The organism is Flagellimonas pelagia (assembly GCF_003584135.1).
In the GTDB taxonomy this organism is placed as follows: Bacteria; Bacteroidota; Bacteroidia; order Flavobacteriales; family Flavobacteriaceae; genus Flagellimonas; species Flagellimonas pelagia.
In genome coordinates this window covers 54,697-69,289 of the sequence record NZ_QXFI01000009.1, presented here as the reverse complement: position 1 = coordinate 69,289, position 14,593 = coordinate 54,697, and the positions used below count along the sequence as shown (strand labels likewise).

Sequence of the window (14,593 nt, the reverse complement as noted above, 5' to 3'; positions counted from 1 at the left end):
TTGTGGTTAACAACTTTGCTTCCCTGGCCATCAAAATTGCCCATTTTCATTGAATTAATCCCTAATTTTGTGCACTTTATTGGATTGAACATGAACACAGAGGTTTTTGCCGCCAGACACATAGGCATTACGGAGAAAGACATGCCCCAAATGCTCAAAACCATTGGGGTTGAAAATGTGGAACAACTCATCTACGAGACCATTCCTGATGACATCAAACTCAAACAACCATTAGACCTTCCTGCAGGGATCAGTGAGCATGAGTTTTTAAGCCATCTTCAGGAATTGGCCCAAAAAAATAAGATTTTCAAAACCTATATCGGATTGGGGTATCATGAAACCTTGACCCCGTCCGTGATTAAAAGGAACATCTTGGAGAACCCAGGATGGTACACCGCTTATACGCCCTATCAAGCCGAGATTGCCCAAGGCCGTTTGGAAGCCCTTTTGAACTTCCAGACCATGATTACCGATTTGACCGGAATGGAAATTGCCAATGCATCCCTTTTGGATGAAAGTACGGCAGCCGCCGAGGCCATGACCATGTTATACGATGTCCGTGGAAGACAGCAGAAAAAGGATGGTGCCTCCAAATTTTTCGTTTCCGAGGAAGTATTGCCCCAAACATTGGACCTCCTTAAAACAAGGGCTATTCCTTTAGGAATAGAGTTGGTAGTTGGCAATCACGAAACTTTCGATTTCGCTTCTGAATTCTATGGCGCATTGTTGCAATACCCCGGAAAACATGGTCAAGTCCATGACTATGCCAGATTTGTGGAGAAGGCCAAAGAAAAAGAAATCAAGGTAGCCGTTGCTGCGGATATCCTAAGCTTGGTTATGCTGAAAGCTCCTGGTGAATGGGGTGTTGATGTTGTGGTGGGTACCACCCAACGCTTCGGTATCCCTTTGGGATACGGTGGACCGCACGCAGCCTTTTTTGCCACCAGGGAAGAATATAAAAGAAGTTTGCCCGGAAGAATCATTGGGGTGACCAAAGACACCGATGGCAACCGTGCCCTGCGAATGGCACTCCAGACCAGGGAACAGCATATTAAAAGGGACAAGGCCACATCCAACATTTGTACTGCCCAGGTTTTATTGGCCGTAATGGCGGGGATGTATGCCGTGTATCATGGCCCAAATGGATTAAAATACATAGCCAACAAGGTGCATACCCTCACCAAACTATTGGCGAAAGGTCTTGAAGCCATAGAACTTGAACAATTGAACACAAGCTTCTTTGACACCATCAAGGTGAAATTTTCCAGCATTGGAAAATTAAAGGAGGTTTGCGAGACCCGTGGCATCAACCTAAATTATATTGATCAGGAAACCGTTTCCATTTCATTGAACGAAGCCACTTCCGAAGAGGATTTGAAATTATTGCTTTCCTGTTTTATTGTTTCCCAAGAGGATAAAAAGGAGTTTTCGTTCGAAAGTGGAATCAAAGAGGTGATTCCTGCATCTCTTCAGCGTAACACCCCATTTTTGGAGCATGAAGTGTTCAACTCCTACCATTCCGAGACCGAATTGATGCGTTACATCAAAAAATTGGAGCGCAAGGATTTGGCACTGAACCATTCCATGATTTCTTTGGGAAGCTGTACCATGAAATTGAATGCCGCCTCGGAAATGCTTCCGTTGAGTTGGCCCCATTGGGGCAATATCCACCCCTTTGTTCCTTTGGAACAAGCCGAGGGCTATCAGGAAGTGTTGAAATCCTTGGAAGCTTACTTGAACGTGATTACCGGTTTTTCTGCCACTTCTTTGCAACCCAACTCTGGGGCACAAGGCGAATATGCCGGGTTGATGGTTATCCGTGCCTATCACGAATCCAGAGGTGAGGGACATCGTGATATCTGCCTAATTCCTGCCTCGGCACACGGAACCAACCCAGCTTCCGCAGTAATGGCCGGCATGAAAGTGGTGGTGACCAAGACCGATGAAAAAGGAAACATCGATATGGCCGATTTGGAAGAAAAAGCCAAGCAGCATTCCGAAAATTTAGCAGCTTTGATGGTGACCTACCCTTCCACCCACGGAGTATTTGAGTCATCCATCAAACAGATTACCAAATTGATACACGATAACGGCGGACAAGTTTACATGGACGGGGCTAACATGAATGCCCAGGTCGGGCTGACCAACCCTGCGACCATTGGTGCGGACGTATGCCACTTGAACCTTCACAAAACATTCGCCATACCACACGGAGGTGGTGGACCAGGTGTTGGGCCTATTTGTGTGGCGGAACAACTAAAACCGTTCCTGCCCTCCAATCCAGTGATCAAAACAGGTGGCGAAGAAGCCATTACAGCCATTTCTGCTGCGCCTTGGGGCAGTGCTTTGGTATGTTTGATTTCCTATGGATATATCAAGATGTTGGGAGCTGAAGGACTTACTAATGCCACCAAGGCGGCCATTTTGAACGCCAACTACATCAAGGACCGGTTGAAAGGGAAATTCGAGGTGCTCTATACAGGTGAACGCGGTCGTGCCGCCCATGAAATGATCATTGATTGCCGTCCTTTCAAGGCCAATGGAATTGAGGTAACGGACATCGCTAAACGATTGATGGACTATGGTTTCCATGCACCAACGGTTTCTTTCCCAGTTGCAGGTACCTTGATGATCGAGCCCACAGAAAGTGAAAGCCTTGCCGAATTGGACAGGTTCTGTGATGCCATGATTTCCATCAGAAGTGAGATTGATGAAGCCAGTGCCGAAGAGACGGACAACGTGCTTAAAAATGCTCCACATACGTTGGGCATGATCACCAGTGATACTTGGGACCATGCATATAGCAGACAAAAAGCTGCCTTCCCATTGCCGTTTGTAGCCGAAAATAAATTTTGGCCAAGCATCAGAAGAACCGATGAGGCTTTTGGGGATCGTAATTTGATCTGTACCTGTGCCCCTATCGAAGAGTACATGGAGGCCTAAAAACCTTGATAAACATTGATGAAAAGCCTTGGTCGAGATTTCGACCAAGGCTTTTTCCTTTTTCAATTTTTTGAAAACCTTATTTTGGACGTTGTAGCATTTATTATGCATGCATAATAACTAAATAAAAAAGTTGTTATCTTAAATCAATTTTAAAAACCTCAATATGAAAATTGGCATTACAGGCATTGGAAGCTACATCCCGACCATCGTCACCAAAAATGATGCTTTTCTTGAACATCAGTTTATGGAAACCGATGGCTCTTCTTTTGGACAGGAGAACACGGTCATCATTGAAAAATTCAAGGCCATCACGGGAATTGCCGAACGGCGCTATGCCGAACCGGAACTAAAAACATCCGATTTGGGATATCTGGCCGCCGAAAAGGCCATTGCCAATGCTGGTATTGATAGGGAAGAACTGGATTACATCATTTTTGCCCATAATTTTGGCGATCTCACCCCGGGGAAAATCCAAGGGGACACCCTGCCCAGTTTGGCAACTCGGGTAAAGCATTTGCTAAAAATAAAAAATCCAAAATGTGTGGCCTATGACATCATTTTTGGATGCCCTGGTTGGATCGAAGGTGTTATCCAAGCCACGGCCTTCATCAAAAGTGGTATGGCCCAAAAATGTTTGGTCATTGGTGGGGAAACCCTTTCAAGAATCATAGACCCACATGATCGCGATAGTATGATCTTTTCCGACGGTGCAGGGGCAGCTGTTCTGGAAGCCAATCCTGCTTCGGGTGAAATCCTTTCCCATGCCTCCATGACCTTCGCCAACGAAGAGGCTTACTATCTCTATTTCGACAAAAGCAATAGTTCCGGTTGTTGCAAGGATACCCGTTATATTAAAATGCAAGGACGTAAAATCTATGAATTCGCCTGTATCAATGTTCCTAAGGCCATGGCTACCTGTTTGGATAAAAGCGGAGTCGGAATCGATGAAGTGAAAAAAATCTTCATCCACCAGGCCAACGAAAAAATGGACGAGGCCATCATCAAAAGGTTTTATAAAATTTATGGTAAGGAAGTCCCTGAAAACGTGATGCCGATGAGCATCCATGAATTGGGAAATAGTTCTGTAGCCACAGTGCCCACTTTGTTGGACAAGGTCTTGAACGGGGAACTTCCAGAACATGAACTAAAAAAGGGAGATGTTGTTATCTTTGCAAGCGTTGGCGCCGGAATGAACGTCAATGCCATTGTATATAGATACTAGATGTACGAGAACAACTTTCCGAACAAACGCTACAGGCACACCTTGGCGTTTCTGCAAAAACATGTAACCACCAAAGAATCCATTTTGGATCTTGGGGTCGAGAATCCCTTTTCAGAAATTATGAAAGCCAAAGGCTACCAAGTCGAGAACACCAAAGGTGAGGATCTCGATATTGACTTTGCAGCGGTTGCCCAATCCGATGCCGATGTAGTCACGGCCTTTGAAATTTTTGAACATTTGGTGGCCCCTTTTAATGTGTTGAAGGAGATGAAGGCCAAAAAATTGGTGGCCAGTATTCCCATGCGTTTATGGTTTTCATCTGCCTATAGAAGTAAAACCGACCCTTGGGACCGACATTATCACGAGTTTGAGGATTGGCAGTTCGATTGGTTATTGGAAAAAGCTGGATGGACGATAAAGGATACGGCCAAATGGACCAATCCCACCAAAAAGATTGGGATTCGACCATTGTTACGGTACTTCACCAATCGATATTATATTGTTTACGCAGAAAGAAATGATTAGTTTGTCATTTCGAGCGCAGTCGAGAAATCTCCTGCAAGCCAGCCCCTGTTAAAAGATTTTCAGAGATTCTTCCATCACTTTGCTCTTTCAAAATGACCAAGCCCATTAAATTCCTATCAGCGGTTAAAACCTATTGGGAATTGTAAATTGTTTTTAGGAATTTTAAGCCATGCAGATCAGCATTGTTATCCCAGCCCATAATGAAGCAGCCTATTTAAAAGACTGTTTAGATTCTTTTGTTGACCAAACCTATCAACCCAACGAAGTCATTGTGGTGGATGACAATTCTTCTGATGCCACTTTTGAAATCGCCCAAGGTTTTGCTCAAAATCATCCATGGATCAAAGTGTTTCAACGGAAATCAGTGGATGAACATATCCCTGGCAAAAAAGTGGTGGACACCTTTAATTTTGGATTGTCGCAAACTTCTGATTTTGATCTTATTGGAAAATTCGATGCCGATATCGTTTTACCGCCCGATTATTTCGAAATCATGGTCAATCATTTTCAGGCCAACTGGAAATTGGGGATGTGCTCTGGACTTCTCTACATCAAAAAAGGTAATGATTGGATTTACGAAAACATTGCGGACAAAGGTCATATCCGAGGCCCCATCAAATTATATCACAAGGCCTGTTTCCATAAAATTGGTGGATTGCGAACTGGAATTGGTTGGGATACCGTGGATACGTTATTGGCCAAATACCATGATTTTGAAACGGAGACTTTCCCTGAACTTCATGTAAAGCACTTGCGTCCTACCGGGCATGGGTACAGTTCCAAAAACTATCAAGCAAAGGGTGAAGCACTTTATAAAATGCGGTATGGAATTGTCCTTGCCAAAATAGCTGCCTTAAAAATGGCTTGGCAAGCCAAAAGTCCAAGATTATATATTCAAATGATTTTCGGTTTTCTGAAAGCTTTTTTACTACAAAGACCCCACTACGTAACTAGACAAGAGGGTAAATTCATCCGAAAATATAGATGGAAGGGAATCGTATCAAAACTCTGATGCCTCCGACACCATATTTCCTATTCATCAATCCAAAACATGCATTCATATATTGGAATCCTGCATCTATCAATTTAGATGATATGATTACCAAACTCGCCGTATTTTAAGCTGTTGCCAAATTTTCCTACAAATCATTGATAATGGTAGAAAAAACAAAACCTCATCATGAAACCAGTCGTTCAGGAGGCATCAAAATTCGAGATTGAACTCAGTGCCAGCGAAATCTTAGCCAGATTGGACAAAGGTCTCACCTTTAAAGGGTGGTATCGATTATTGGACCATGGGTCAGAACTCAGTCTTAAATACAAAGTAAAATCTTCCTTTGCATCGTGTAGCGAAACGATATTGATCCATATATCCGAGATAGATGAAAATCAAAGTCTTATTGAAGTTCAGAGCAAACCCCATCTATTGACCAGCTTGTTCAACCGTGGCAACGGTATTAGGAACATCAATAAGGTCAAAGCGGTTTTTAACATTATCATTTGATGGTATAGTACTGCATCTTAAACCCCAAAAGATTTAAGACGCAATGTTTTTAATACAACCTGACCTCCAGGATTCATTCAAAATCCAAAACCTCTCCAATAGGTTTTCCGGTGGTACCACTTGGGAAGGCAATACCCAATAGAGATGCTATCGTTGGCGCAATATCTGGAATCTCGGTCCTGTTCACGGTGCTACCATGCTTAATACCTTTTCCAAAAAGAAGGAGGGGAACATGGGTATCATAAATCTGTGGAGATCCATGGGTGGAACCAGTTCTGCTATATGAGATATAACCAGGACTTGGAACGATCAACACATCCCCCGAACGCTTTTGGTTATATCCGTTCTGCAGAATATAGGGAATACCTTCGGTATAGTCGTTCTCCCACATTTGATGACCTGTGTAGACCTGCCCAATTCCTTCATAACCTAGTAATTCTTTGGCAATGTCTTCCTGGGCATCATCCAAGTCAATGTCCAAGTTGGCCAAAATTTTATGGTCTAAAAAGAGTTGGGAGTTGGATTGGTTTTTTACCACATCGGTTGTTCCATATTTATATTTCAGAAATTCATCGAACTTCTCCTTCATACCCTTCATGTCAAGATAGCCTCCTGGCAATTTTTGATCGTGTAGATAGGCTGGAACATTGATGGCTGCATGATCCGCGGTCAAGAATACTGTATACTCCCCTGCTCCCACCTTGGCATCAAGCGCTGCAAACAATCTTGCCAGGTCTTGATCCAACCGAATATACGTATCTTCAATTTCTTTGGAATTCACCCCAAAAAAGTGTCCAACATAATCCGTACTGGAAAAACTAATGGCCAGAAAATCGGTTATGGCATCTGCGCCCAAGTCTTCCCCTTCCAAAGCGGCCAAGGCAAAATCGGCCGTAATGCTATTTCCGTAAGGTGTGCTCCTCAACAAACTGAACTGCCCATTGGCATCCCATATGGCTGGAAGGTCATGTGGAAAAGCCGTAGTGGTTTCCCCTTTGAACATACCTTCGTATGTATTGGCATCCGTCCCACTTTCCAGATAAGTTCCTATTGGTTTAAGGGTAGTCCAAGATTTTTTATATACCTCCACAGCATCGGAGTCATTAAAGTCCACTACCCATTGTGGAAGGGCATCCATATAGTAAGAGCTCGTAATCCAGTTTCCTGTTTCACCACCCTCATACCAGAAAGCCCCATTAGCAGAGTGCCCTGCGGGCAAAATGGCACCACGATCTTTCAGGGCAATCCCTATGACCTTACCCCTTTGTTGCGTATGTAAACGCAATTGATCGGTTATGGTAGTGGTCAACATGCGATGGGGCGACATTTTCCCTGCATCCGAAGTGGTACCTACAGAAGCAACACTATCATCCCCAGCACAATAAACCATTTTACCGGATTCCTTGTCATACCAATCATTCCCGATAATCCCGTGCATGGCCGGAAACGTACCTGTATATACTGAGGTGTGCCCTGGGCCTGTGCTGGTCGGTGCATAGTTATAATGGTTGTTTTTACAGTTGAACCCCTCATTTACCATCCGTTTAAAGCCATCTTCCCCGTATTGGTCCCAAAATCGGGTGAGATAATCGAACCGCATTTGGTCTATCACGATTCCCACTACCAATTTGGGTGATTGGGCAATAAGTTCAGATTGGACTTCTTCGACGGTCTTTTTCTTTCGCTGTCCATAGGACAGACTGATCATACATAATAATAGAAACGATAAAATAAGGTTGGTCCTTTTCATGGAATGGAATTAGTAAAAACAACAACAAAGCTATTCATTTATCGTGTTTAAAAATTTAAATGAAGGTTAAATGCTCCACAATATTCTTATTTTTATCACCTCAAGTCCATAACAAACGCATGAAATACCTAGAAGCGATTGGAAAATACTTCATCATGATCTGGGAAGTATTTAAAAAACCAACCAAATGGCCCATCATGAGATCTTTGATCTTAAAGGAAATAGATGAGCTGATATTCGGGGCCATGGGCATCATCATATTCATATCCTTCTTTATCGGAGGTGTGGTTACCATCCAGACCGCGCTTAACCTGAACAGTCCCTTTTTACCCAAAAGCCTTATCGGTTTTGCCACACGTCAATCGGTCATATTGGAGTTCGCCCCGACCTTTACCTCTATCATCATGGCGGGTAAAGTGGGGTCGTACATTACCTCTAGTATCGGAACCATGCGGGTGACGGAGCAGATAGATGCCTTGGAGGTCATGGGGGTGAATTCCCTGAACTACCTTGTATTCCCCAAGATCATCGCGACCATGATGTATCCATTTGCCGTAGCCGTATCCATGTTCGTTGGTATTTTGGGTGGATGGGTGGCCGCCGTTTTTGGAGGCTATGCCCCCAGTGGGGAGTTCATCAAAGGGCTTCAAATGGATTTTGATTCGTTCCACGTTACCTATGCTTTTATCAAATCAATCGTATTTGCCTTTGTAATTGCCACCGTTCCTTCCTTCCATGGATATTACATGAAAGGCGGGGCATTGGAAGTGGGCAAGGCCAGTACCACTTCCTTTGTCTGGACCAGTGTGGTCATCATTATTGTCAACTATGTTTTAACCCAATTACTCCTTGGCTGATGATCGAAGTAGAGAACGTACATAAATCATTTGGGGAGCACCATGTGCTCAAGGGTATTTCTACCGCTTTTGAAAAAGGAAAGACCAATCTGATTATTGGCCAGAGTGGTTCCGGAAAAACAGTCTTTTTAAAATGCCTTTTGGGATTATTCGAGCCGGATGAAGGCCAGATCTGTTACAATGGGCAATATTATTCCGAGCTTTCAATAAAGGAGCGCCGAAACCTAAGACAGGAAATGGGCATGGTCTTTCAGGGCAGTGCACTTTTTGATTCCATGACGGTGGAAGGCAATGTGATGTTCCCTCTGGACATGTTCACCAACCAATCCAAATCCGAAATGCAGGATCGTGTGGATTTTGTATTGAAACGGGTGAACCTGATCGATGCCCATAAAAAATTTCCAGCAGAAATCTCCGGCGGAATGCAAAAACGGGTCGCCATTGCACGTGCCATTGTGATGAACCCCAAATACCTTTTCTGCGATGAGCCCAACTCTGGACTTGACCCCAAGACGGCCATCTTGATCGATAACCTCATCCACGAGATTACACAGGAATACGACATTACCACTGTGATCAATACACACGATATGAACTCGGTGATGGAAATCGGGGAAAAGATTATTTTTTTGAAAAATGGTTTTAAGGAATGGGAAGGGACCAATAAGGAAATCTTTAAAACGGACAATCAGGCCGTAACGGATTTTGTTTACTCCTCGGAACTTTTCAAAAAAGTACGCCAAATGTATATTGAGGAGCGTAACTAAGCAACTTGTAGGCTTCTTCAGACATCAGAGTTCAGATTTCAGACTTCTGACAACTTCAAAATCACTCTACTTCTTTAACCACTAGGGTGGAATCCTGAAGCCTCAACTTTAACCAGGCCAACATTTTTTTGGCATCGGCCTCCTTTTGGGGGGAACGTATTCCATCTTTCCATTTGATACTGAAAACAGGAACCGTGTCCAGTTTCTTAAAATCTGTGCTGATTTGATACGAAAATCCCATCTCGGCCAAATTTTCATAATTGGCCCTGGCCTCGGCACTGATTTCCTTAAACGGAATCTGCTTTTCGGCATTTTTTGATAGATGGGACACTTCCTCCTTCAGCATCTTGATCTGTTCATCCTTGTTGAGCAATTCGGCCTTGTTCTTTTCATAAAGCTCGCTCACATAATTGAACTTTTCTTCCGAATCATCCTTACCACCCTGAATGATATGCAGATCGGCATCCTTCAATCGGGAATATTGATTTTTCTGGGTCCTCCATGTGTTCACCACGTTTTCTGGAATCAGTTCATCCCCCATACATACCAGCTCGATCAATGGTGTCTTACCATCATTATATTCAATCTTGGTCAGGTTGTCCACATACCTACCCGCACCATTAAATTGGTACATCTCTATGGTTTCCTTTAAAAATTCCTGGGCCTGTTTATTGAAGAGTGATTCCTGAAACACCTTATAAAAGGTAAATCCTGCTGGTATCATCACCAAAATACCGGTGATGGAAGCAATCCGGGCGATCAATCTTCTTCTGTGCGAGTTGGCATAACGCACCATGGGAAAACGCAAGAACTTGATTACCAAAAATGTGGCCAGCCCAATAAATATGGTGTTGATGGTGAACAGGTACATGGCCCCTGCCGCATACCAAGGTTTTCCAATGGCCAGTCCAAAACCGACGGTACAGAGTGGTGGCATCAATGCCGTGGCAATGGCCACCCCAAAGATAACACTGGCAATGGTTCCCTTTTTTGCTCGCGCAATAACCAATGCCAACCCGCCAAAAAATGCGATAAGTACATCGCGGATATCAGGTTTGGTCCGTGCCAATAATTCTGAGGAATCATCCTTTAACGGGAAAAGATAAAAGAACAAAAAAGCGGTGATCACACTCAAAACGACCATAACACCGAAATTCTTGAGCGATCTTCTCAAGGTATCAATATCGTTGATGGCCAAAGACAGCCCCATGCCCAAAATAGGACCCATTAAGGGTGAAATCAACATGGCTCCGATAACCACTGCGGTTGAGTTCGCATTGAGACCGATAGAGGCAATGAAAATGGAACAGATAAGGATCCATGAGGTGTGACCCTTAAACGGGATGTCTGCAATAATGGACTCTTTGGTGGCCACGGCATCGGTATTGGAACGTATTTCCAAAAGTTCGGAAAGAAACTTCCTTATACTTCCCAAAAGTCCCTTAAAATCCTTCTTTACCTCGTCGCCACTGTCTTGATCAGGCATGGCAGCCCCTTGTAGTTGTTCCTCGCTCATATATTACGCAAACTGCTCTCCAAATTTTTCTTTTACCACTCCCAGTACTTTTTTAATATCCTGTTGTTTTGATTTTGGATAGATTAACAGCACATCTTCCTTATCGACGATAATGTAGTCTTCCAATCCGTCTACCACTACAATTTTACCTTTTGGGGACCTGATCATATTGCCTTTTGCATTTTCAAGTACCACCTGGGCATTGACCACGGCGTTATCGGAAGGATCCTTGTCCAATTTATCATACAAGGCACCCCAGGTTCCAAGATCGTTCCAGTCAAAGGTAGCAGGTAAGGTATAGATGGATTTGGATTGTTCCAAGATAGCATAATCTATGGATATGTTATCGGCCTTGGCGTAGTTTTCCTTAATGAACGCCGTTTCTTCCATGGTGTTGTAACACGAAATCCCACCACCGAACAGTTCATATTGACTCGGTTGATAGGCTTTAAAGGCTCCCACAATGGTTTCTACACTCCACATAAAGATGCCTGCATTCCATAGAAAATTACCTTGGGCCAAAAACTCTTTTGCCGTTTCATAATCCGGTTTTTCCCTGAATTGTGACACCTTCTTTAGTTTTGCGTCACTTCCTTTTTCAAATTCGATATAACCGAAACCGGTATTGGGGAAAGTGGGCTGGATTCCCAAGGTACACAGTACGTTTTCCTTTTCGCACTTATCAAAACAAGCGATAACGTCCTTTTCAAAAGCGGCCTCATCCTCGATCCAATGATCACTGGGTGCCACGATCATCACCGCATTGGGGTTCATTTTTTGAATTTTCAAGGAGGCATACAGAATACAAGGCGCCGTGTTGCGCATGGCAGGTTCCAATACGACCTGTTCTTGTTTTACCTTTGGTAATTGCTCCAGAACCAAATCATTATATCGCTCATTGGTCAAAATCAAAATATTCTCGGTGGGAATAAAACGATTCAATCGATCAAAGGTTTTTTGAATCAAGGTTTTCCCGGTTCCCAACATGTCATGGAACTGTTTGGGGTTTGCTGTTGTGCTTACGGGCCAAAATCGGGAACCTACCCCTCCGGCCATCAAAACTGCGTAATAATTCTTGTTCATCTGTATTGTTTGTTTTAAAATGGTGGCTCCATGGGCTTATCATGGACCAACTCCACCTCTGCGTTGGGTTGAAACAGATACATTCTGCCCGTGGACAATTCCACGCATTCGTAACGTTTTATCTTTTTGTTTCCTTTCTTGAACAACCTGCCATTGTACAACCTAAAAATACTGCCCTGGGGCAATTCGTATACATAACTATTCTTTCTTTCCTCTGCATCAAAAGCCTTCAGCGCGATGGACAATCTGGCATCCGTACTGCTACTGGCCTTCGGGTTCTTGAAATGGGACGCAATGATAGGCAATAATTGTGTAGGGAATACTTCGGGTCTGATAAAAGGCACCATTAAATGTTGAAAGGTACGCTTCCATTCCTCTCCATGGGGTTTTATTCGACGGCCATACCTCTCAAAAGCCACCAAATGTGCTATCTCGTGGACGAGTGTAATTAAAAATCGGTATTTGTTAAGGGATGCATTTACCGTGATCAAATGCAATCCATCGGGCATTCTTCTGTAATCCCCATGTCGGGTAACCCTATGGTTCACAATTTTTAGATGAACACTATATGTTTTGATCAACTCAAAACAGGGTTCCACTGCCCTATCCGGTAAATATTTTTGAAGGGTATTGTTCACTGGAACAAAGGTAATTGTTTCGTGGACAACTTTATTAAATACAAGTGTTATGGCGTACTATTACTTACCTGCAACAACTTGCCATTATAGAGTTTTTGTCCCGTCAAGGCGAAGTCTTTAATATATGCAGCCATTTCAAGGGCGGTCACGGGAGCTTGGTATCCCGGAAAAGCCTCTTGCAGCATTTCGGTCTGTACAGCCCCCAAGGCCAACACATTAAAACTAGGACCCGTTTCCTTGAATTCCTCCGCCCAAAGTTCGGTCAACGTGATCACGGCCCCTTTACTGGAACTATAGGCAGACAGGCCAGGAAACTTGACGCTCCCCTGCACACCTCCCATGGAACTGATGGTGACCACATGTCCGGTTTTACCCATTTGGGGAAGTACGGCCTTGGTCATCTCCGCCACACCGAACACATTTACTTTGTAAACCTCTTCAAATTCCTCTGCTGAAATATCCTGAAACGGTTTGTTCACCAATTTGCCTGCATTATTGATCAGCACATCCACCACATGCCATCTCCCAAGAAAGTCCTTTAATTTTTGAAAATCGGTCGGGTTTCCCAAATCGAAAGGAAAGGTATGGACATTGGAAAGGTGTAAGCTTTCGACAGGTTTGGAATTTCTTGAAAGGGCCAAAACCTGATGCCCTTCTTGGGCAAAGAGTTTCACCAATTCAAAACCAATACCCCTACTTGTCCCTGTGATTATAATATTTGCCATTATCATTATAATTTGTCATTCCCGTGAAAACGGGAATCCATAAACCTTACCTTCCATCCCTTCATGAGGACACTTACTTATTTTTGATTTCCTGGGTCGGTGCATTGGCAATCCCTTCCAACACGGGAATGGTCTTGTTCACCAAATGGGCCATATGTTCAAAATCCATCTTATCCGCTTCATCCCCAACTTTGTGATAGTCATTAAAATTGGTAAAATCGAACGTGCTGAAGGTGTGGGATGGCACCCCAAGCTCCAAATGGAACGCATAATTGTCCGAACGTTTAAACAGACTGTATTCCTTGGCCGTCGGCAAAAAACCTACCAACTTCTCCTTGGCATAGGCATTGCTCACTTCTGCCAGATTCGACATTTCATAGCCCGTGAGGTACATCAAATATTCCTTATCCTTCATGGGAACTCCAGTCATCTCAAAATTGAGCATGGTATACAAGTTCAAACCTTGCTCCTTCAATTCTTTGGCCAAATGCTTGGATCCCAACAGCCCTTTTTCCTCAGCACTGAAGAGTGCAAAGATCAAACTACGCTTGTTGGTCTTGTGGGTTCCAAAGTATCTAGCAAACTCAAGCACGGTTGTGGTACCCGAGGCATTGTCGTTGGCACCATTGGCAATCGCATCCCCGTTCTCCATTTTTATGATACCGATGTGGTCGTAATGGGCCCCGATCACGATAAATTCATTTTTAAGACTGGGGTCATTCCCTTCCACAATACCCACGATGTTATAGGCTGGCTTGGTAAAATTGGACAATGTGTCCCGATAGGTTTGGAAATAGGGCTTTACCCCATAGGATTTTAGGTAGTTCTCAATATACGTCGCAGCCAATTCTATACCCTCGGTACCAGCATCCCTCCCTTTCATATCATTGGATGCTAAATAGTTCATCATATCACCAATGCGCTCTGCATCCGTAAAGGCATCTTTGGAATCCTTGACGGTTATGGGTTCCACAGCTGGACTCGCCATATTCTGGGATGAGCCGCAGTCCATGGCCAAAAGGGTTACAAGAGCATAGAATAAGGTTTTCATGCTTTTCGT

At 43.7% G+C, this 14,593-nt stretch carries 13 protein-coding genes; 7 read left to right on the top strand and 6 right to left on the bottom strand.

Features of this window, described 5'->3' with window-relative positions:
- Window positions 1-90 precede the first annotated feature (90 nt).
- The 5 genes from gcvP (at window position 91) to D2V05_RS02070 (ending at window position 6,197) form a co-directional block, all read left to right on the top strand.
- The gene (gcvP, locus tag D2V05_RS02090; protein ID WP_119646117.1) at window positions 91-2,943 is read left to right on the top strand and encodes an aminomethyl-transferring glycine dehydrogenase; all 2,853 of its coding nucleotides are present in this window, start codon (window positions 91-93) and stop codon (window positions 2,941-2,943) included.
- A 166-nt stretch (window positions 2,944-3,109) separates the two neighbouring features.
- Window positions 3,110-4,168 carry a 3-oxoacyl-ACP synthase III family protein gene (locus tag D2V05_RS02085; protein WP_119645938.1) on the top strand — a complete coding sequence of 353 codons (1,059 nt, stop codon included), beginning with the start codon at window positions 3,110-3,112 and terminating at the stop codon, window positions 4,166-4,168.
- On the top strand, window positions 4,169-4,693 hold the full coding sequence (locus D2V05_RS02080; RefSeq protein ID WP_119645937.1) for a class I SAM-dependent methyltransferase: 525 nt from the start codon (window positions 4,169-4,171) through the stop codon (window positions 4,691-4,693).
- A 169-nt stretch (window positions 4,694-4,862) separates the two neighbouring features.
- Entirely contained in the window at window positions 4,863-5,705 is an 843-nt protein-coding gene (locus D2V05_RS02075; protein WP_119645936.1) for a glycosyltransferase family 2 protein, read from the top strand.
- Between the two features lie 168 nt (window positions 5,706-5,873).
- The gene (locus tag D2V05_RS02070) at window positions 5,874-6,197 is read left to right on the top strand and encodes a hypothetical protein (RefSeq protein WP_119645935.1); all 324 of its coding nucleotides are present in this window, start codon (window positions 5,874-5,876) and stop codon (window positions 6,195-6,197) included.
- 73 nt (window positions 6,198-6,270) lie between these two features.
- Here the strand turns inward: D2V05_RS02070 and pafA are convergent, their stop codons facing one another.
- A complete protein-coding gene (pafA, locus tag D2V05_RS02065; RefSeq protein ID WP_119645934.1) occupies window positions 6,271-7,947 on the bottom strand; it encodes an alkaline phosphatase PafA in 1,677 nt (558 codons plus the stop codon).
- Between the two features lie 119 nt (window positions 7,948-8,066).
- On the opposite strand from pafA, the gene D2V05_RS02060 reads away from it, so the two are divergent.
- Both D2V05_RS02060 and D2V05_RS02055 read left to right on the top strand, forming a co-directional pair.
- Complete coding sequence (locus D2V05_RS02060) at window positions 8,067-8,804, top strand: MlaE family ABC transporter permease (protein ID WP_119645933.1); 738 nt, start codon at window positions 8,067-8,069, stop codon at window positions 8,802-8,804.
- The gene (locus tag D2V05_RS02055) at window positions 8,804-9,571 is read left to right on the top strand and encodes an ABC transporter ATP-binding protein (RefSeq protein ID WP_119645932.1); all 768 of its coding nucleotides are present in this window, start codon (window positions 8,804-8,806) and stop codon (window positions 9,569-9,571) included. Before D2V05_RS02060 ends, D2V05_RS02055 begins: the two co-directional genes overlap by 1 nt.
- A gap of 61 nt (window positions 9,572-9,632) precedes the next feature.
- Here D2V05_RS02055 and D2V05_RS02050 read toward each other — a convergent pair whose 3' ends face one another.
- The 5 genes from D2V05_RS02050 to D2V05_RS02030 all read right to left on the bottom strand — a co-directional run bounded on the left by D2V05_RS02050 (window position 9,633) and on the right by D2V05_RS02030 (window position 14,584).
- Window positions 9,633-11,087 carry a DUF389 domain-containing protein gene (locus tag D2V05_RS02050; RefSeq protein ID WP_119645931.1) on the bottom strand — a complete coding sequence of 485 codons (1,455 nt, stop codon included), beginning with the start codon at window positions 11,085-11,087 and terminating at the stop codon, window positions 9,633-9,635.
- Window positions 11,088-11,090: 3 nt separating this feature from the next.
- Window positions 11,091-12,170, bottom strand: a complete 1,080-nt coding sequence (locus D2V05_RS02045; RefSeq protein WP_119645930.1) for a mannose-1-phosphate guanylyltransferase — start codon at window positions 12,168-12,170, stop codon at window positions 11,091-11,093.
- A 14-nt stretch (window positions 12,171-12,184) separates the two neighbouring features.
- Window positions 12,185-12,808 carry a SprT-like domain-containing protein gene (locus tag D2V05_RS02040; RefSeq protein ID WP_119645929.1) on the bottom strand — a complete coding sequence of 208 codons (624 nt, stop codon included), beginning with the start codon at window positions 12,806-12,808 and terminating at the stop codon, window positions 12,185-12,187.
- Window positions 12,809-12,855: 47 nt separating this feature from the next.
- Window positions 12,856-13,533 carry an SDR family NAD(P)-dependent oxidoreductase gene (locus tag D2V05_RS02035; protein WP_119645928.1) on the bottom strand — a complete coding sequence of 226 codons (678 nt, stop codon included), beginning with the start codon at window positions 13,531-13,533 and terminating at the stop codon, window positions 12,856-12,858.
- 73 nt (window positions 13,534-13,606) lie between these two features.
- On the bottom strand, window positions 13,607-14,584 hold the full coding sequence (locus D2V05_RS02030; protein ID WP_119645927.1) for a M28 family metallopeptidase: 978 nt from the start codon (window positions 14,582-14,584) through the stop codon (window positions 13,607-13,609).
- Window positions 14,585-14,593: the final 9 nt, after the last annotated feature.

Coding starts and splice junctions, on each gene's coding strand:
- gcvP (WP_119646117.1), top strand. CDS start 91: ATGAACACAGAGGTTTTTGCCGCCAGACACATAGGCATTACGGAGAAA.
- D2V05_RS02085 (WP_119645938.1), top strand. CDS start 3,110: ATGAAAATTGGCATTACAGGCATTGGAAGCTACATCCCGACCATCGTC.
- D2V05_RS02080 (WP_119645937.1), top strand. CDS start 4,169: ATGTACGAGAACAACTTTCCGAACAAACGCTACAGGCACACCTTGGCG.
- D2V05_RS02075 (WP_119645936.1), top strand. CDS start 4,863: ATGCAGATCAGCATTGTTATCCCAGCCCATAATGAAGCAGCCTATTTA.
- D2V05_RS02070 (WP_119645935.1), top strand. CDS start 5,874: ATGAAACCAGTCGTTCAGGAGGCATCAAAATTCGAGATTGAACTCAGT.
- pafA (WP_119645934.1), bottom strand. CDS start 7,947: ATGAAAAGGACCAACCTTATTTTATCGTTTCTATTATTATGTATGATC.
- D2V05_RS02060 (WP_119645933.1), top strand. CDS start 8,067: ATGAAATACCTAGAAGCGATTGGAAAATACTTCATCATGATCTGGGAA.
- D2V05_RS02055 (WP_119645932.1), top strand. CDS start 8,804: ATGATCGAAGTAGAGAACGTACATAAATCATTTGGGGAGCACCATGTG.
- D2V05_RS02050 (WP_119645931.1), bottom strand. CDS start 11,087: ATGAGCGAGGAACAACTACAAGGGGCTGCCATGCCTGATCAAGACAGT.
- D2V05_RS02045 (WP_119645930.1), bottom strand. CDS start 12,170: ATGAACAAGAATTATTACGCAGTTTTGATGGCCGGAGGGGTAGGTTCC.
- D2V05_RS02035 (WP_119645928.1), bottom strand. CDS start 13,533: ATGGCAAATATTATAATCACAGGGACAAGTAGGGGTATTGGTTTTGAA.
- D2V05_RS02030 (WP_119645927.1), bottom strand. CDS start 14,584: ATGAAAACCTTATTCTATGCTCTTGTAACCCTTTTGGCCATGGACTGC.